The sequence below is a fragment of the Culturomica sp. genome, assembly GCF_003524185.1.
Classification (GTDB): Bacteria; Bacteroidota; Bacteroidia; order Bacteroidales; family Marinifilaceae; genus Culturomica; species Culturomica massiliensis.
The window spans coordinates 191,854-211,832 of the sequence record NZ_DOED01000042.1; the positions used below are offsets into that span (position 1 = coordinate 191,854).

13 protein-coding genes are annotated in these 19,979 nt (G+C 44.4%); 6 read left to right on the top strand and 7 right to left on the bottom strand.

All coding sequences use genetic code 11. The features are described from left to right. Positions 1-87: 87 nt before the first annotated feature. From DD657_RS14655 to map, 4 genes are all read right to left on the bottom strand, one after another. Entirely contained in the window at positions 88-714 is a 627-nt protein-coding gene (locus DD657_RS14655) for a hypothetical protein (protein WP_287050633.1), read from the bottom strand. A gap of 338 nt (positions 715-1,052) precedes the next feature. After that, complete coding sequence (locus tag DD657_RS14660) at positions 1,053-4,202, bottom strand: ATP-binding protein (protein ID WP_287050635.1); 3,150 nt, start codon at positions 4,200-4,202, stop codon at positions 1,053-1,055. Positions 4,203-4,539: 337 nt separating this feature from the next. Further along, the gene (locus DD657_RS14665) at positions 4,540-5,376 is read right to left on the bottom strand and encodes an OmpA family protein (RefSeq protein WP_021988220.1); all 837 of its coding nucleotides are present in this window, start codon (positions 5,374-5,376) and stop codon (positions 4,540-4,542) included. 111 nt (positions 5,377-5,487) lie between these two features. Then, complete coding sequence (map, locus tag DD657_RS14670) at positions 5,488-6,342, bottom strand: type I methionyl aminopeptidase (RefSeq protein WP_068690634.1); 855 nt, start codon at positions 6,340-6,342, stop codon at positions 5,488-5,490. Between the two features lie 398 nt (positions 6,343-6,740). Between map and pfkA the strand changes: the two genes are divergently transcribed. From pfkA to DD657_RS14690, 4 genes are all read left to right on the top strand, one after another. Then, the gene (gene pfkA, locus DD657_RS14675; protein ID WP_021988222.1) at positions 6,741-7,724 is read left to right on the top strand and encodes a 6-phosphofructokinase; all 984 of its coding nucleotides are present in this window, start codon (positions 6,741-6,743) and stop codon (positions 7,722-7,724) included. Between the two features lie 128 nt (positions 7,725-7,852). Then, a complete protein-coding gene (locus tag DD657_RS14680) occupies positions 7,853-9,763 on the top strand; it encodes an amidophosphoribosyltransferase (RefSeq protein ID WP_118773234.1) in 1,911 nt (636 codons plus the stop codon). 112 nt (positions 9,764-9,875) lie between these two features. Further along, positions 9,876-10,865 carry an aldo/keto reductase gene (locus DD657_RS14685; RefSeq protein ID WP_021988224.1) on the top strand — a complete coding sequence of 330 codons (990 nt, stop codon included), beginning with the start codon at positions 9,876-9,878 and terminating at the stop codon, positions 10,863-10,865. 178 nt (positions 10,866-11,043) lie between these two features. Then, on the top strand, positions 11,044-11,994 hold the full coding sequence (locus DD657_RS14690) for a 3-oxoacyl-ACP synthase III family protein (protein ID WP_068692239.1): 951 nt from the start codon (positions 11,044-11,046) through the stop codon (positions 11,992-11,994). Positions 11,995-12,040: 46 nt separating this feature from the next. Here the strand turns inward: DD657_RS14690 and DD657_RS14695 are convergent, their stop codons facing one another. The 3 genes from DD657_RS14695 to DD657_RS14705 all read right to left on the bottom strand — a co-directional run bounded on the left by DD657_RS14695 (position 12,041) and on the right by DD657_RS14705 (position 15,254). Continuing rightward, complete coding sequence (locus tag DD657_RS14695) at positions 12,041-12,706, bottom strand: MgtC/SapB family protein (protein WP_021988226.1); 666 nt, start codon at positions 12,704-12,706, stop codon at positions 12,041-12,043. Between the two features lie 18 nt (positions 12,707-12,724). Next, positions 12,725-14,227 carry a potassium/proton antiporter gene (locus tag DD657_RS14700; protein ID WP_021988227.1) on the bottom strand — a complete coding sequence of 501 codons (1,503 nt, stop codon included), beginning with the start codon at positions 14,225-14,227 and terminating at the stop codon, positions 12,725-12,727. A gap of 124 nt (positions 14,228-14,351) precedes the next feature. After that, positions 14,352-15,254: a DMT family transporter gene (locus DD657_RS14705; protein WP_202668899.1), complete on the bottom strand. Its 903-nt coding sequence runs from the start codon at positions 15,252-15,254 to the stop codon at positions 14,352-14,354. Between the two features lie 329 nt (positions 15,255-15,583). Here DD657_RS14705 and DD657_RS14710 point away from each other — a divergent pair, with 329 nt between their 5' ends. Further along, the gene (locus tag DD657_RS14710) at positions 15,584-16,771 is read left to right on the top strand and encodes an efflux RND transporter periplasmic adaptor subunit (RefSeq protein ID WP_437124768.1); all 1,188 of its coding nucleotides are present in this window, start codon (positions 15,584-15,586) and stop codon (positions 16,769-16,771) included. A 23-nt stretch (positions 16,772-16,794) separates the two neighbouring features. Beyond that, positions 16,795-19,971 (top strand): efflux RND transporter permease subunit, encoded by a 3,177-nt coding sequence (locus DD657_RS14715; protein ID WP_021988230.1) that lies wholly within the window; start codon positions 16,795-16,797, stop codon positions 19,969-19,971. Positions 19,972-19,979: the final 8 nt, after the last annotated feature.

The following is a 19,979-nucleotide window of genomic DNA, read 5'->3' on the forward strand; positions in this document are numbered from 1 at the left end:
AGGCTATTCATTGTATTTTTTGTCTTTCGGGGGTGCTAATGGTTTGCAGTTTGCAGTCGTTAGGCGGCAGAGGTGTTTGTTATCCAACTATGCAATTTGCTCAATTCGACTTTTTTGACATAGAGGATAAGAAGTAATAAATGGTTCTATTTTTTGTTTCATTTCAACAAATGAAGTCCCGTAAAAATACAAGGCTGTCCATTCATTACTTTCCCAATAACTATAGAAACAACCTGTGTCTTCCATTGCTGCTTCCATCTGTTCAATGACGTAGTTGATATTACAATTCTCATAAACCTCATTAGGCAACTCCGTTCCATTGGAATAATAAGCCAATCCTTCCAAAGTTCCGACTTCTATCTTAATTTCTGGTTCCATACATAATAATGCCGATCCTTTAGGGATACCTATTCTATTAACGAGCTCCACCAAACGGTTTATGTTGTTTGGGTTATCATCATTTAGGTGAATCTCTATGTCACAGGACACAATTTCTCCATCTTTGGGATTTTGGAGGGTTCCTCCACCCGTCACTTCTCCCAGTTTCTCCTTTTCAAAAATTCCTTGAAGTGCATCTTCCAAATCATGTCTGTGCATAGGTTGCAAACGTGAATTTAAATTCAGTGTTAGTTCCATATTTTTCATTATTTTATTTGTTGGATAACGTAATATATCAGCGAAATCGACTGTTATTTTTTTATTTAACTGTCTCATTATCATCTTTTAAAATATCATTGACAAAGTGCGCAGGTGATATATTTGAACGTGTGAGCGACACTATATTCATTGCTCCATTTGCAAATATAATAAAAGTGTTATTTACAAGGTATTATGGATGATACTTTTTGTTGAGATTCAAATAGTTGCAATATTTAGAACCTGATTTCCCTTCACACTTATCACAACTCGTGATAAGCGTGAAGGGAAATGCAGCCTTACTTTCACCATAACGGACGAATTCGGGATGACGGAAAGCAAAACGCTGAAATTCACGGTTACAAATAACCATGGGAGTATGTCAATTTTGCTTAGGTATAAATATTTATTTGTATTTATAACAACATTACCCTCGCACTGAGCAGGTCGATGATTTTCGACCGTAACACATTGGGGTTGATCGGCTTTGCGGCATATCCATCGAACCCGTGGCTGAGGATACGCTGTTCATCCGAAGCATAGGCATAAGCTGTAATGGCCAGAATGGGCACATCGGCCGAAATCTTACGGATCTCGGCCGTAGCTTCGTATCCGTCCATGACGGGCATATTCACATCCATCAATAGGATGTGCGGATTGTGGGCCTTGAATAATTCAACCGCTTCCTGCCCGTTCCAAGCATGGAGGATACGGTAATCCTTTTTGAGAATCGTCTCGAATAATTTAAAATTACTCATATTGTCTTCGGCGATCAGGATTGTGACCTGATCTTTCGTCACGGCCTGAAGTGTGTATTCCTGAACGTTTTTCTTATTCAGTTCGGCCGGGACATTGCGGACCGTAAACCAGAAAGTAGAACCTTTGCCCGGTTCGGATTCTACTCCGATCTCGCCGCCCATCCGGGTCACGATGGTCTTACAAATGGGCAGACCCAGCCCCGTTCCTTGCGCGAAACTGTCCAGCTTGACGAACCGCATGAAAATTTCGGACTGTTTATCCGGGGCGATGCCGCACCCGGTATCGGTAACGTGGAAACGAAGCATTCCGTCCTTTTGCAGCGCATAGCCGACCGCGATACCTCCCGTTTTGGTAAACTTGATGGAATTGGTGATCAGGTTAGTCAGCAGTTGGCTCAGTCTGTTATGGTCCGTCAGGATATTGCATTCGGGCAGTCTCTCTTCGAACCGGAGCGTAATACCCTTCGCCTCCGCCCGTAATTGCAGCGATCGGACTGTCTCTTCGATGAGTGCGTTTATGTCTACGGGGGCTTCGACGAATTCCAGCGTGCCGGCTTCGATCTTCGACAGGTCGAGTATATCGCCGATCAGTTGAAGCAGCAATTCGTTATTATTTTCGATGATCCGGACGAACTCGTCCCGGTCTTCGGGCTCATCGGTCGAATTGAGCAGGTGGGAGAAACCGACGATAGCGTTCAGCGGTGTGCGGATCTCATGGCTCATATTGGCCAGGAAGGCCGATTTGAGCCGGTTTGACTCTTCGGCTTTGTCACGTGCATCGATCAGGTCCTGCTCTATCTTCTTGCGCTGTGTAATGACCAGTGATGAACCGACCAGGGTAAGCGGTTTTCCGTCTGCGTCGCGTTCTTCCACGGTGGCCTTTGCTTCCACCCAATCTATCTTATATCCGGTCTTATCGCGCGATATGACCCGGTACTCTTCGCTCACTTTCTCCGAGCGCCCCTCAATCAGGTCGCTGTAAGCCTGCATCACCCGCTGTTGATCTTTCTTATGTATCTTGGAGAAATACTGCGTGTCCGGTACCGACAATTTTTCCTCGTCGACTTGATTTACCATGTCGCTCAGCTCTACGGGCCGGTTTACGTCGCAGAGGATCTTGTGCTCGCGCAGGTTCCAGTTCCACGGCACAATGTTAGCGACATCAAGTGCCATGGCCAGTTTATGGTTCGTATCGTTGAGCTTTTGCTGAGCTTTGTGCAGCTCTGTCGCGTTGACGTAATAGGCATCCACATAACCGTCCTTTGTGGCCGGCGTTACCACGATGTTCTGGTAGGAATCCGACTCGGAAAAGTATTGCGTATAGGTAATTGCTCTCTTCTCAGCATCCGCCAATTTTGCAAGTTGTAAGGTGACACTTAAATCCCCGTCGAAAAGTTCGCTTCCCAGGTAGCGGTCCGATTCGATGCCCCGGGCGAAATTAGTAATAAAACGTCCGTTCGTCCGGCATATCTCCAGATCGGCGATCTCTCCCGATGGGTCGTGCAGGAGTTTCGCTTTCATATAAGCGATCGGCATATTATCGAAAAGGTTAGCCAGTTCCCGGTTGGCTTCCACCTGCTGCCGCTGCGCCTCGTTCAGTTTTTTCAACGAGCGAACGCGGTGGTGCATATAAAGAAAAAACAACAAAGCCGCCATTAAAACTCCACCGGAGATAATCAAGGCTCTGTTCCGTTGGTAGAATGTAGGCCGGTCTATGAATTGGCTGGCCGGCGGGCATTGGTCTATGGAAAAGCCTTTCAACAGCAGCGAAGGATAGCTGAAAGTAGGAACCGCTTTGGGCGGAATATAAAATGGAATGTCCCGCGCGGGAGTGTTTGCCAAGACCGACTCGATAGTTTGCTGTAAATGGGTGAAAAATGGCGTTTTATCGAGGAAGCAGCCTCCGACCATGCTGCTGTTTTCCAAGACAGCACGTTTCATGGCAAAGACCGGGACGGAAAGATTGGAGATCACCCGGTATGAATTCGCATTGAGAACGGTGTTCCCGGCGATGTCCGACTTGCTGAACCAGGAAGAGAACAGCACGCCGGTAGAGTTTATATCTACTGTTTCCAGGCAGGCGATCAATTCCTCCAAAGACATATCTGCCGCTGAGAGGAAACGATATTCGAGGTCCGGATACTCCTTAGCCATCAGGCGCTCCATATCGTAATTGAGTTGCTGGTTGATATAGCGGCCGTCGCCAATCAGCAGCACCTTTTTCACGCCTGGAACCATCCGTTTCAACAATTCGATATCGTCCTTCGGGAACATTTTGGTTTGCAAAACCGTCATATTGTATCGATCCGCCAACGTCGAGAGCGGCACGCGCTCCCCTTCCGGAATCGGAAGTTTTTCGATATAGACCGAGTCCGGGCCGAAATAATCTTCTTCCGCACACAGGATCACAGGCGGGTCGCCCCAAAGTGCCCGGATGTCGTCTTTTAGCAGCAGGGAAGGGTTGCCCAACAGCATTACGGCTTTCGGAGCTTTGTCTGAATATTTGTTCAGAATAGCCCGCTTTACCTTGTCGAATTGCACGGTATCGCTTATCATCAGCATATTGAGATGTTCGACGAAGAGGGCGACACCCTGTTCGGCCGAAACCCATTTCTGGACCGGTTCGATAAGTGCGTTGCTCCACGGTGCATCAGAGGTGTAGGCATTTATCACCAGAAGATAGTCGCTTTTTATATTGAGAGGCTTGTTGCCCTGACCTTGTGCCGGCAGCACGAATGCAAGAGCGGTAAATAAAAGCAGACTCCACTGATGCAGGGTGGAAATTCCGCGGGAAGAATTCAATTTCATATTCGAATAAATAATTAGTGCAAAATTAGAATTTAATTGCAAGCGTGATTATCAATTACTTAAATTTAATTTTTATATTTTTAATATCATCGTCCAAACTACATATTTTGAACTTCGGAATAACAATAACCTGTCAAAATACTACATAATAAACTGAATGAACTACTTGAAATTCATTAATATATTCCCACGGTGAAAACCCACGTGTTTTCACATTTTATTTAAAAGCTTATCGGTAAAGGGGAAAGGAATAGTATACAAAAGGTATATTCAGAAAGGAAAGCGATCTGAATAATACCTGGGTGGATAATATCCGGGAATGATAAATTCGAAACTTTTATTTTTGCAGCAGTTGCATCAGTTTGTCCAGTTTGGGAGCCATGATGATTTCTGTGCGGCGGTTGAGGCTGCGGCCTTCGGCTGTGGCGTTGTCGGCTACGGGCATATACTGGCCGCGGCCGGTCGGCTGGATTTGTAGCGGATTCACTTTGTAGTCTTTTGTCAGTATGCGTACGACAGAGGTGGCACGGATCACGCTAAGGTCCCAGTTGTCCTTGAACTGGACGGTGTTGATGGGTTTGGTGTCGGTGTGTCCTTCGATAAACACATCGATGTCCGTTTGCTTGTTTAATACCTCGGCAAGCTTTGCCAGAGCTTCTTTTCCGCGTTTATCCACCTTTGCACTGCCGGATTCAAATAAAAGCTTGTCCGACATGGCAACATATACTTTCCCGTCTTTCTGTCTGACGGTGAGTTCTTCATTGCCGAATCCCATCAAAGCATCCTGAACGCTGTTCAATAAATTCTGAACTTTTTGGTTTTGTGTTTCGATCATGGCTTCCAGCTCTTGAATTGTAGCCTGGCGGGCATTCAATTCCTCTATTTTTTCCTGGAGCATGGTGTTTAATTTGGCTTGTTCGGATTTGTTGGAATATAACAACTTTTTGTAAGCTCTGACCGTTCCTCCCAGTTCTGTCGTATCGTCAAGCAGGCTGTCGATCCGGTGTGATTGGCGGGTATTTTCATTCGTACAGTCGGTTAATTTCTGCCGGAAATTTTCGCTTCGTTCGATGGCTGCCAAACGGCCGTTTTCAGCAACCAGGTATTTTTTCTTGGATACGCATGAGTTGCATATAAGCAGAAATACGATAACCGGGAGTATTGTATTTTTCATCTTTACTATTGTTGGTTTGTACGAGGATTGGATATTCATATACAAACATAAAAAATAATTCGGGACCGGAAAAGAAATTGCTGATTTTCAGAAAATGATTCCGGAATTATTTCAATGTGTCAGTATTTCACATCCGTTGTCCGTAATTAAAACCGTATTTTCCCATTGAGCGGAAGGTAGTCCGTCTTCCGTAAGGACAGTCCAGTCGTTGTCCGCATCGATAAATATTTCGTATGTCCCCATGTTAATCATGGGCTCGATCGTAAATATCATACCGGGAACAAGCAGCATGCCTGTTCCTTTACGTCCGACATGCTCAACTTCGGGTTTTTCGTGAAATTCCAGACCTACTCCATGTCCGCAGAAGTCACGGACTACAGAATAACCGTTGGCTTCGGCATGTTCCTGTATCGCTTGTCCGATATCTCCCAGAAATCCCCAGGGACGTGCGGCTTTAACGCCTAACTCCAGGCATTCTTTTGTGACTTGCACCAGGTGTTTTCTTTCAGCGGTGACATTACCGATCATAAACATGCGGGAAGCATCCGAAAAATAACCGTCCAATATGGTAGAAACGTCTACGTTAATGATATCTCCGTCTTTTAAGATGATGTCGTCTGAAGGTATGCCGTGGCATACTTCGTCGTTGATGGAGGTGCATACGCTTTTGGGAAAACCTTCGTAGTTTAACGGAGCAGGGACAGCATTGTGGGCTATTGTAAAGTCGTAGACCAGTTTATCTATTTCCTGGGTCGTCATTCCGCAGTGTATATGAGTTGCAATATGATCGAGCACTGCGGTGTTGATGACTGAACTGCGCCGGATTCCTTCTATCTGGTCTGCATTTTTTATGATTTTCCGGGGAGGGACGATGTGGCCGAGGCGACGATATTGGCGTAGCTTTTCATTCAATATGTCCGGATCGTAATATCCGTTCCAGGGATGGTTGTGTTGTATGACTTCCATTTGTTGTTATAGATACTCTCTGAATGATTGATAGTCAATGCAAATTGAGCATTGTGATTTACTTGGAACAAGTATGGTTCATTTTGGTCCAAAGATACGAAAATTTAATATGACCTGTCCACTAAATGAAAATTTATACTTTTCTGTTTGTGATGAGATAAAAATGGGGGGTGAATTGTATATATATTATATATAATCGATAAATAGATTGGTGAAAATGGGGGTGTTGTGTGAAATATTGTATGTTTTTGTCGGATTGCCCCTGTTTTTTGTGATATTGTTTTGAAAAATATGTATATTTGCATGTTGTCTGGGGGAAAATTTAGGGGTGTTGAGGAACGGATAACTTTTAACCGAAAATTTACGTTATGAAGGGAAGCGATTAAAATTGGCCGATTATGAATGGGATGAAAAAAATAGGCGTGTTGACGTCCGGGGGAGATGCTCCGGGAATGAATGCTGCCATCCGGGCTGTCGTCCGTGCCGGTATTTATAATGGATGTCAGGTATTTGGTATTTCCGGCGGTTATCAGGGACTGATTGACGGACAAATCCGTCGTTTAAAATCTTCGGATGTAAGTAATATTATTCAGCGTGGAGGAACGATTTTAAAAACGGCACGAAGTGCGGAATTTCGCACTCCGGCGGGGCGGATGAAGGCTGTAGGACAATTGGCAGCCTTTGAAATCGACGGCCTGGTCGTGATTGGTGGGGACGGATCGTTTACCGGTGCCGGTTTGTTAGTGCAGGAATATGATATTCCGGTTGTTGGTATACCGGGTACGATTGATAATGATCTTTTCGGAACAGATTATACCATAGGTTATGATACGGCTGTAAATACGGCGATTTGTGCGATTGATAAAATCAGAGATACGGCCAGTGCCCATAATCGTCTGTTTTTTGTGGAAGTAATGGGGCGGGATGCCGGTTTTATAGCTTTGCGCTCGGGAATTGCGAGCGGAGCAGAGGTGATATTGGTTCCAGAATTGAAAAATGATATTGAGGAATTGCAGCAATATGTGAATGAAGAGTACGATCCGAATCACTCCAGTGGGATTGTGATTGTAGCCGAAGGGGATGAAGGGGGTGGTGCTTATAAAATAGCAGAGAAGGTGAGTCGGGAGCATCCGGAGTTTGATATCCGGGTATCGGTTTTGGGACATATACAAAGGGGGGGAAGTCCTACGGCTTATGACCGGGAAGCTGCCTGCCGCCTGGGGGTAGCTGCTGTAGATGCTTTGCTGGATGATCAGAAAAGTATCATGATCGGTATTACAAACGGTAAAATTGTACATGTACCTTTTAATAAAGCGATTAAAAATAGTAAAGGATTAAATCCGAGACTGCTTGAATTGCTCACGTTGTTATCAGCCAGATGATAAAAAAATTTCTTCCGGATTATTTGTATGAGACCGAAAATTGCAATGAGTAACGTGGAAATGGGATGCGGGGGATACCAGGCCCTGTCTGTTGCAGTCACTGTTACCTTGCTGATTAAAAATAATTTATGAGTGATGCTATTAAACATGAGTGCGGGATAGCACTCGTCCGGCTTTTAAAACCGGCAGAGTATTACCGGCAGAAGTATGGAACTTCAGTTTATGGGTTGAATACGCTTTATCTGTTGATGGAAAAGCAGCACAACCGGGGACAAGAAGGGGCCGGAATGGCCTGTGTCAAGTTGAATGCCCGGCCCGGGGAAGAATATATCTTCAGGGAACGGGCCTTGGGAAGCAGTGCTATTACAGAGGTGTTTGATGCTGTAAATCGTCAGATGGCTGTACAAAAAGCAAACGGTGTAACGGAACCGGATAAATTGCCTTTTGTCGGGGAGTTGTATCTGGGGCATTTACGTTACAGTACAACCGGGAAGTCTGGTATTTCATACGTTCATCCCTTTTTAAGACGTAATAATTGGCGTAGCCGGAATCTTTGCCTTGCCGGGAATTTTAACCTTACCAATGTCGATGAAATTTTGGCGGATATTGTAGCTAAAGGCCAGCATCCGCGGAATAGCGGAGATACGTTTATTATTTTGGAACAGATCGGCTATTTGTTGGATCGTTATGTGGAAAAGTTGTATGAACAGTACAGTTCCAGCGGTTTATCCGGCCTTGAATTGAACCGGGTAATAGAAGAGCATCTGGATATGGCTTCCATCATCCGGACAGCTTCTGAAAAGTGGGACGGCGGTTTTGTTATTTGCGGACTGACAGGAAGTGGGGATGCTTTTGTGTTTCGGGACAGGTGGGGGATACGTCCGGCATTTTATTATGCGGATGACGAGATTATTGTCGTAGCTTCTGAACGTCCCGTAATACAGACGATTTTAGATGTCAAAACGGATCAGGTACGGGAATTGATGGCCGGTGAAAGTTTGATCGTTAAGAAAGACGGAAAGATGACTTTGGAGCAGATCGAGCGGGCGGATCAAATAACTCCCTGTTCTTTTGAGCGGATTTATTTTTCAAGGGGAAGTGACCGGGATATTTACCGGGAACGTAAAATGCTGGGATATTTGTTAACGGACCAGATTTTGCAGGCGGTGGATTACGATACGGACAATACCGTTTTTTCTTATATTCCCAATACGGCGGAAATTGCTTATTATGGGATGCTGGAAGGCCTGGAAGATTATTTGGACTCCAAAAAAAGTGTAGAGTTACTGGGGACAAATGATAATGTATCTTCGTATCGGGCTGATCAAATTTTATCCCGGCGTATACGTACTGAAAAATTAGCCATAAAAGACATTAAGCTCAGGACTTTTATTGCAGAGAATAACAGCCGGAACGATTTAGCGACACATGTGTATGATACGACTTATGGTACGATTGTCGAAGGAGTGGATAATATTGTGGTGATCGACGACAGTATTGTGAGGGGAACGACGTTGAGGCAAAGTATTATCAAGATTTTGTGCCGTTTGAATCCCAAAAAGATCGTGATCGTTTCTTCTTCTCCCCAGATTCGTTACCCGGATTGTTATGGAATCGATATGTCCCGTATGGATGAGTTTATCGCTTTCAATGCTGCCATTGAATTGCTGAAAGAAAGAGGAAAAGAAAAAATTATAGAGGATGTTTACCGGAAGTCGAAGGAGCAGCAGTATAGGCCGAAAGAAGAAATCGTTAATTATGTCCGGGAGATTTATGCTCCGTTCAGCGATAAAGATATTTCGTCGAAGATTGCAGAGATGGTAAAGCCTAAGGATTGCGGGATCGCTATCGAGGTCGTCTACCAGACCATATCGAATCTTCGTAAGGCTTGTAAAGGTCATGACGGAGATTGGTATTTTTCAGGAAATTATCCAACACCCGGCGGGAACCGGGTAGTGAATAATGCATTTATAAATTACTATGAGAATAATTATTCTTCTGACCGGAAGGATAAAAGGCAGGTTGTTTCTGAGGGCTGATTTATAAGAATGCATAATGAAATGAATTTGAGTTTGGAAAGGAACAAAATAAATTAACTTTCTCCCGGGATATTCGTAGATAATCCTGAATCAGATAATAAATTTAAATAGTATGGAATATCGGAAAATTGGTAATACAGATTTGGAATTGTCGGTGATTACTTTCGGTTCATGGGCTGTAGGCGGCTGGATGTGGGGTTCTTCAGACCGGATGAAAGCCGTTCATGCTATCCGGGCTGCTTTTGACGAAGGAGTGACTTCTATCGATACGGCTCCGGTCTATGGTCAGGGGACCAGTGAGAGCATTGTCGGGCAGGCGCTTGAAATTATCCCGCGGGATCAGGTGCAGATATTGACGAAATACGGCATGCGCTGGGATTTGGCGAAAGGAGAATTTGCTTTTAAAAGCAAAGATAATAGCGGAAAGCCGATAGATATTTATAAATATGCCGGCAAAGAAAGTATCATCAAAGAGTGCGAGGATAGTTTGAGACGGTTGAAGACCGATTATATCGATCTTTATCAGATACATTGGCCGGATAAGACGACTCCGCAGAGTGAGACTTTTGAAGCTGTGGAACGTTTAATTGAACAGGGAAAGGTCCGTTACGCCGGCGTTTGTAATTACGACGTCAGTTTGATGGAAGAAGCCGGAAAATATATCAATCTGGTTTCGGATCAGATCCCGTTCAGTATGGTAAACCGGAAAACGGACGAGACGACAATACCCTGGTGTATGAAACACAATAAATCGGTATTGGCATATAGCCCTATGGAACGAGGCTTGTTGACGGGAAAAATAACGCCCGGATATAAATTTGCCGAAGGGGATCATCGTGCAAATAATTCTTTTTTTACGGAGAACTGTATCCGGCAAACGAATGCTTTCCTGGATAAGCTTCGTCCATTGGCACGGGAGAAAAACGTTGCTTTATCCCAGTTGGTATTGAGATGGACAATCGATCATCCGGGAATTACCGTTGCTTTGGTGGGTGCCCGGGATTCGGTACAGGCTATCGAGAACGCCCATGCTGTCGATGTGAAATTGACACAGGAGGATATTGCATTCATCAATAAAGAATTGCCTGATATTTCACATTAGGCTGTATGATCGATTTATTGTGAAAGGTCACAAAATCAAACTGTATGAAGTCGGGATTTTGTGACCTTTTTGTATGTCACAGCATAGACCGGTGTCTCCGATTATTGCCTGTGGCATACTTTTTGTTGCACAATTTGCTTTAAAATGTGAAATTTTTGGCTGGAAAATAAATGGAATGATGGATTTATATATTAATAAAATCTCGCACTACATACCCGAAAATGTTGTACCTAACTCTCATTTTAAGGATTTAAACGGGTTGGATGATGAATGGATTTATTCGCGTACCGGTATAAAAACCCGTAGTAAAGCCGGTATCGGTGAAAATACCAATACAATGGCCGTAAAGGCTGTGGATGTTGCGGTAAAGGATTTGCCTTATCCCATGGAGGAGATAGATCTGATCGTTGCAGCGACTTATTCACCTTACGATACTGTAGCTACGGCAGCTCATACGATACAGCATCGCTATCATATCGAAAATGCCCAGTGTTTGAGTGTATCTTCGGCTTGTTCTTCTTTTATCAATGCTATGGAGGTTGCAGAGGGGTATTTTGCTTTGGGAAAGGCCCGGAAAGCTTTGGTTATTGCGTCAGAGCACAACACCAAATATGCCAATGAGACGGACCCGCAAAGTGGGCATTTGTGGGGAGACGGAGCGGTGGCTGTCTTCATTTCAACAGAATCGTACAGTGAGAAAGATGCCCGGATTTTGAGTATATATACGCGTGGGTTGGGGTATTTGCCGAAAGCGATGTCAGCAGTACATTTACTGCCGAAGGACGGGGGTATCAGTATGCCGGAAGGACGTGACGTGTTTATGAATGCCTGTCATTATATGGTAGATGCCTTGCGGAAAGCAGGAGAGAGGTGTGGGAAAAAACTGGAGGATTTGAATTATATTTCTTCTCATCAGGCTAATCAGCGTATTATTCGTAATATTGCTCATCAAACCGGTTTTCCGGAATCGTGTTTTTTAATGAATATTGAGACCCGGGGGAATACGGGGTGTCCGAGTTGTGCGATATCTCTTTCTGAAAATTTGGATAAAGTGAAACGAGGTGATCTTGTCGGATTGACTGTTTTTGGAGGCGGTTATTCCTGTGGGGCTATGTTGTTGCAGTTTTAATGAGGTTTGCATTATACGGCATGGAGTTCCGTACGGAACTCTTTTTTTATTCCATTTTGTTGATGGTAAGGTCCGGAAGAGACTGTATGTACTGAAACAATGTACTTTCTTCTCCGAATTTGCGAACCTTGATGATCATTGATACTTTGAATGTGGTCGTATCACCGAAATGCTCTTCTTCCGTTGTGTAATTTACAATACGGTGTCCCAAACTATTGATTTGGTTGGTGATGAGCCCCAGGTTTTCTTTTCTGACTGTTGTGAATGCCAGCAACATACTGTGTAATCCCACTCCGGGTAAAAAAAAGTGAGTGAGTTCCAGGCCTGCCAAAACTAATATTACTCCTGCAATACCGATGTAATACATGCCTCCTCCGATAACAAGTCCGATAGCGGCTGTTGCCCATAGTCCTGCGGCGGTAGTCAATCCCCTTACGAATTGTTTCTGGATAATGATTGTGCCGGCTCCGAGGAAGCCGATTCCGCTGACGACTTGTGCGGCTATTCGGCTGGGATCGAGGGCAACTCCCGGAGTATTCACCGTATCCCTGAAACCGTGTTGTGACACGAGCATAAACAGGGCACTGCCTAAACAAACCAGAAAATGGGTACGCAAACCGGCTTCTTTGGCCCGGTATTCTCTGTCAAGTCCGATAAGGGCGCCGAAACAGGAAGCGACGATAAGTCTTAGAATGAAATCCCATGTGTCCATATTTCTGTCTGTTATGGGTTAATTTTTTTCGATTGTATAATCCTGTATGCCCAGACTTTCGTATGTATCTTTAAGGGCTGTGTCGTTGTCTGTGATAACCAGTAGTTTATCTCCGGATTGAAGTTTGGTTTTTCCGGTCGGAACCATATAATTGTTTCCCCGGTGTATCATGACGACAAGTGTATTGTCCGGCAATGACAGATTCATCAGGCGGTCTCCTTTCCGAAGCAGATCCTCTGTCAGTTCGATCTCGGACATGGCTGATTTGATCGCTTCCGGTAACTCAACCCCGAACGTGTTGCCTGTTTTGGGTTCCGGCAAGGCTAAGTGAAGCCGATTGGCTACCCAGGGTATGCTCATACCTTGAACGACGAGGGATAATATTGTGATGAAGAATACGACATTGAAGATCAGATTGGCTTGAGGGATACCTGCAATTTGCGGATAGGTTGCAAAAATAATGGGTACGGCTCCGCGAAGACCGACCCAGGATACGAAAAGCCGTCCTTTTAAAGGCAGTTTCCGGAAGGGTAACAGGCATAGAAAAACACTTACCGGGCGGGCAATCAGAATGAGGAATATACCTACCAGGAGACCGAGGCTCGATACTTCCAGAAGCTCGTGCGGATTGACCAATAATCCCAGGGTCAGGAACATGATGATCTGGCATAGCCAGGCAAAGCCGTCGAAGAATGATGTGACACTTTTTTTATGTATGAAAGGACGGTTTCCGACGACGACTCCTGCAATGTAGACGGCCAGATATCCGTTTCCTCTCAATAGGTTGGTGAATGAAAATACAAAGAAGACGAGTGATAATAAAAGTACCGGATAAAGCGATTCATACTGGATATTGATTTTATTTAATATCAGTATGGCTAACCGGCCCAGAAAATACCCGCACAAGGCACCGACACTCAATTGCATAACTAATTCACCCGCCAGTTGTCCGATTCCCATATCCGCAGATTGTATCATTTGAATAAAGAGAATTGTAAGCAGATAGGCCATTGGGTCGTTACTACCGCTTTCGAGTTCCAGCATGGGGCGCAGATTGTATTTCAAATGTAAATTTTTGGAGCGCAAAATAGAGAATACCGATGCGGAATCGGTGGAAGACATTACCGAGGCCAGCAACAGGGATTCTATCAGTGTCAGGGCGATGTGTTGTCCTGTTTTGGCAGAGATCCAATAAACGAAAGCACCGGTAATGAAAGCTGTCATAAATACGCCTGCGGTTGCGAGCACGACTCCTTCGCCTAATACGGGGCGGATTTCCGACATTTTGGTATCCATGCCGCCCGAAAACAGGATGATACTTAAAGCAATCATTCCGATAAATTGAGCCTGTCCGGGGTTGTTGAACTGGATCCCTAAACCGTCACTGCCGAATAACATGCCGACGAGTAAAAATAACAAAAGGGCGGGGACTCCGAAACGGTATCCGGTTTTACCAACTATAAGACTGACAAACAATAAAATAGATCCTATAAGAAGGATGTTTTCAGTTGTAAAGAACATAGGAGATTTGTTTAATTTGTTTCGTGAACAAGCGTATGTTGATCACTCGCTTAGCAAAATTAACGATTTTTTCATGAAATAACACGGGTATAAAACGTTAGTATCTTTCAAAGTATGTTAAATTTTATTTTTGTTTGACTGTGTGCCGGGAATGGTCTGCAAAATAGACGCCTGAAAGAATAAGTATTGCGCCTCCGATGGCATACCCTGTGATTTTTTCGTCCAATACCGACCGGGAGACGGCTATGGTGACGATACTGATAAAATAGATGTAGTTGTTTGTCCGGACGGCTCCAATGTTTTTAATGACCATGTTCCAGACAAAGAAGCAAAGTGAAGAAGCGATAACGCCGAGAAAAAGTAGGTTAAACAGAACGGCGGGCTTTAGGAACAAGGCCGGCTCCCAATGAAGCGGTTCGTAGATGAACCAGGGCAATAGCGTGAGTATACTGTAAAAGAATACCCGCCGGGTAATGAACAGGATCGGGTATTTGGAGCTTATTCCTTTGATTAAGATGGAATAAAGGGCCCATGATAATGCAGAGATAAAAGAGAGAAAATCGCCCCACGGATTTAATTCGAGAACAAAGTTACCGTTGAATACGATCAGAAACACACCGGTTAGTGCAATGACGGATCCGAATAGGGTGTTACGTTTTAGCGGCTCGCTTTTTAAAGTAAAGTTTGCAATGAGAGCTGTCAGCAAAGGGGCTGTTGTAACGATTAATGCAACGTTAGAGGTGTTTGTAATGCCAACTGCCGTGTTTTCGGTCAGGAAATAGATTGTTCCTCCGGATAGGCCTGTCAGTAAAAGTATGCCTTCGTCCTTTAGACGAGTTACTTTCCCCCAATGCGGATAAAGTATCCACAATACGGCATAAGCTATCACGAAACGGTAAAGCATGATGGCGGCCGGACTCAGCCCGTTTAATATCAATACTTTCGTCGAAATGAGGGTGATTCCCCAGATGATGATGGTAAGGATTGCCAATATATGCGATAACGTCTTTTTTTTACCCATACCGATAGTTGCTAATACGGCACAAATATATAAATGCAAGAAATGAATTCCGAATGTTTTGTTGTTTTAATGGATTTTTTTAATCCTTTTCGGAAGAAATTTCGAAAAAGAACCATAGCCCGAAGCGGTTTTAGAATCCGGTTTTATGAAATATATTCTTTAACATAAAATATTTTTAACAAAATTTAGTGGAGGGGAAAGTTTTTTTTGACAATTATTATACATAGAGAGTATGATTCGTCGTAGTTTTGCATGATTTTTGTATAAAGTTCTCTCAAAAAAATAAAACTTCACTAAAAGTATCGGTTGATAGAATATTTCAAATAACAAATGATATGAAAATTCAAAGATTAATGATGAATTCTTTCCGTAAATTTTTGCTGGCGTCGATGTGCCTGGTATTTTTTGCTTGTAACAGTAAGCAACAAACGGGAACCGGTATGCTCCCGGATTATGCAGTTGTAGAAGTACAGCCGGATTCCGTAGTGTTGAGCTCTTCTTATCCTGCTACGATCCGTGGGCGGCAGGATGTGGAAATCAGGCCGAATGTGAGTGGTTTTATTACTAAATTGAGTGTAGACGAAGGTGCTGTTGTCCGGAAGGGGCAGACGTTGTTTATTATCGATCCGGTGCAGTATGAGGAGGCCGTGAATGTGGCGCGTGCTGCCGTGAATGTGGCTGAAGCCGCTGTCGCTACGGCTCAATTGACTGTCGATAATAAGCGGGAACTGGCTAAAAAGAACATTATCAGTAATTACGATTTGCAGATGGCGGAGAATACGTTGGCTTCGCAACAGGCAACATTGGCACAGGCTCGGGCACAACTGGTCAATGCTGAGAAAAATCTTTCCTATACACAGGTTACGAGTCCTTCCGACGGAGTTGTCGGTACGATACCGTTCCGTGTCGGTGCATTGGTCAGTCCGAGTATGACGACCCCATTGACTACGGTTTCCGATATTTCGGAGATGTATGTTTATTTTTCAATGACGGAGAAACAATTGCTGGATTTAATTCGTCAGGACGGTTCTTCCAACGGAATATTGGAGAAAATGCCGATGGTCGGGTTGGCTTTGGCCGACGGTTCTTTGTATCCGGAAAGGGGAAAGATCGAGACGATCAGTGGGGTGATCGATCAATCTACAGGGGCCGTAAGTGTGCGTGCTGCTTTTAAAAATCCGCAGCATCTTTTACGGAGCGGTGGTACCGGTTCGATCAAAATACCTTCGGTTCTTCCGAGTGCGATTATTATTCCGCAGAAAGCGACTTATGAAATGCAGGATAAAAAATTCGTATATGTGGTGCAGGCTGATTCCAAGGTGAAGAATACGGAGATACAGGTGTTTAATTTGGATGATGGAAAAAATTATATTGTGACTTCCGGATTGAATCCGGGGGATCGCCTTGTTGTTGAAGGTGTCGGAACTTTGAGAGAGGGAATGCAAATACATCCGATAAGTCCGGAGCAGGCGGCGGCTAAATTGAAAGCGATGACTCAGCCTGCAGGTGAAAAAGGTGAATAAGTAATTCGTTAAAAGCAGAAAAGATGAAATTAGATAAATTTATAAACCGTCCGGTACTTTCGACAGTGATTTCCATACTGATCGTCATATTGGGTATATTGGGACTGATCTCCCTGCCTGTTTCCCAGTATCCGGACATTGCTCCTCCGACCATTCATGTGTCTACGTCATATACGGGAGCAAATGCCCAGACGGTACTGAATAGTGTGATTGCTCCGTTGGAGGAACAGATAAACGGAGTAGAGAACATGATGTATATGACTTCTACCGCAACCAACACGGGAGAGGCTGCTATCGATGTGTATTTTAAACAGGGTACGGATCCCGATATGGCAGCCGTCAATGTACAAAACCGGGTGGCTAAGGCTCAGGGGTTTTTGCCGGTGGAGGTGACTAAGGTGGGAGTTATTACTTCCAAGCGGCAAACCAGTATGTTGATGGGATTCTCTTTTTACAGCTCGGACGATCAGTATGACATAAAGTTTTTGGAAAACTATGTCAATATCAATATTATCCCGGAAATTAAGCGTATACCCGGTGTCGGGGATGCTACGGTTTTGGGTACGGATTATTCCATGCGTATTTGGTTGAAACCGGATGTCATGGCACAATACAAGCTGATGCCTGAAGACGTGACACTGGCATTGGCGGAACAGAATATTGAAGCTGCCCCCGGACAATTCGGAGAGCGGGGGGATCAGTCGTTTCAATATGTGATGAAATACAAGGGGCGTTTGCAGACGACGGAAGAATTTGAGAATATGGTTATCCGTGCGACACCCGATGGAGAAATTCTGAGATTGAAGGATATTGCCAATATTGAGTTGGGGCGTTTGAGCTACGGTTATAGCAATGAGGTAAACGGACATCCCGGAGTGACGGCTATTATATATCAGACGGCAGGTTCTAATGCTACCGAAATCATTAACGATATCAGTACTTATCTGGATAAAATCGAAAAGGATTTGCCTTCAGGAGTGAAGGTGGCAACCTTGCTCAATGCCAATGACTTTTTGTTTGCATCTATACATGAAGTACTTAAAACGCTTATCGAAGCTTTTATTCTGGTGTTTTTGGTCGTATATGTTTTTTTACAGGATTTACGTTCGACCTTGATTCCGGCGATTGCCATTCCTGTGGCATTAATCGGTACTTTCTTCGTGTTGTATCTGATCGGTTTTAGTGTGAATTTGTTGACACTGTGTGCTTTGGTGCTTGCCATTGCGATTGTGGTGGATGATGCGATTGTGGTGGTGGAAGGTGTACATGCCAAACTGGACCAGGGGTATAAGTCGGCTCGTTTGGCTTCAATCGACGCTATGAGTGAATTGGGGGGAGCTATCGTGTCCATTACTTTGGTGATGATGGCTGTATTTATACCGGTTAGTTTTATGACGGGTACTTCCGGTACTTTTTACCGGCAGTTCGGTTTGACCATGGCTATTTCGATCGGGTTATCCGCTGTAAATGCTTTGACATTGAGTCCTGCTCTTTGTGCGATCTTTTTGAAGCCTCATGATAAAAAGGCGGAAAAGACGAAGAAAATTTCTCTGGTAGAGCGTTTTCATATCGCCTTCAATACGGCATACGATACGATTTTGAAGAAGTATGAAAAGAGCGTATTGTTTTTTATCCGGCGCAGATTTTTATCTTTTATGATTGTCGTTGCGACGGTAGTTGTGTTGGTGTTGTTGATGAATGCCACGCCGACCGGGTTGGTGCCGAATGAGGATACCGGAACGATTTTTGCGGTAGTAGATATGGCTCCGGGAACATCGCAGGAACGGACCGAATACGTGATGAAGCAGGTAGATAGCCTGGTAGCGGCGGATCCTGCTGTGAAAAACCGTACCCAAATTACCGGTTACAGTTTTTTGGCCGGACAAGGGAACTCTTACGGTACGCTGATCGTGAAGTTGAAAAACTGGGATGAACGTACCAAGGGGCAGGATGTGAATTCAGTCATCGGAAAATTGTATATGCAGGCTAAGACGGCGATACGGGATGCCCGGGTATTGTTTTTTTCACCTCCGATGATTCCGGGATACAGTGTTACAAACGGTTTTGAGTTTAACTTGCAGGATAAGACCGGTGGGGATTTGAATGCTTTTTATGAGGTGGCGCAGGATTTCCTGAAGAAATTGCTGGAACGGCCGGAGATTGCCACGGCTCAAACTTCATTTAATCCGACGTTCCCTCAATATATGATCGATATCGATGCGGCTAAATGCAAACAGGCGGGAATCAGTCCGAACGATATTCTGACGACATTACAGGGATATTACGGCGGTATTTATGCGTCCAATTTTAACCGGTTCGGTAAACTTTACCGGGTGATGATCCAGGCGGATCCCCGTTATCGGATGAATCCGGAATCTTTGCAGAATGTAAAAGTCCGGAATGGGAATGAAATGGCGCCGATTACTCAGTTTATGACATTGAGAAAGGTGTATGGGCCGGATAATATCAAGCGTTTCAATATGTTTACCGCTATGAGTGTGAATGGGGCTCCGGCAGACGGGTATAGTTCCGGACAGGCGATTAAAGCTATTGAAGAGGTTGCCGCTCAGGCCTTACCTACCGGTTACGGATACGAGTTTTCCGGAATGACGCGGGAAGAGCAAGGGAGTAGCGGAGCGACTACCGCAATGATATTTGCCCTCTGTCTGGTGTTTGTGTATTTGCTGTTGAGTGCCCAATACGAAAGTTATATTTTGCCGTTGGTGGTTATTTTATCCGTGCCTTCGGGATTGATGGGAAGTTTTATCTTTGCTCAGATGATGGGTGTTGAGAACAATATTTATATGCAGATTGCTTTAATCATGCTGATCGGTTTGCTGGCCAAGAATGCGATTTTGATTACAGAGTTCGCTTTGGATAGGCGTAAAACCGGGATGAGCATCCGGGATGCGGCCGTATCCGGGGCTTCAGCACGTCTTCGTCCGATTCTGATGACTTCTCTGGCGATGGTTATCGGCTTGATACCTTTGATGTTTGCACACGGAGTCGGAGCTAACGGTAACAGTACCTTGGGTACGGGAGCTATCGGAGGTATGCTGATCGGTATGATTTGTCAGATTTTTATCGTACCGGCTTTATTTGTGGCTTTCGAATATATCCAGGAAAAATTCAAGCCGATAGAGTGGCATGATCTGGATAATTCAGAGATCGAGTCTGAAATTGAACAATATACAAAATAAAGAGCCAG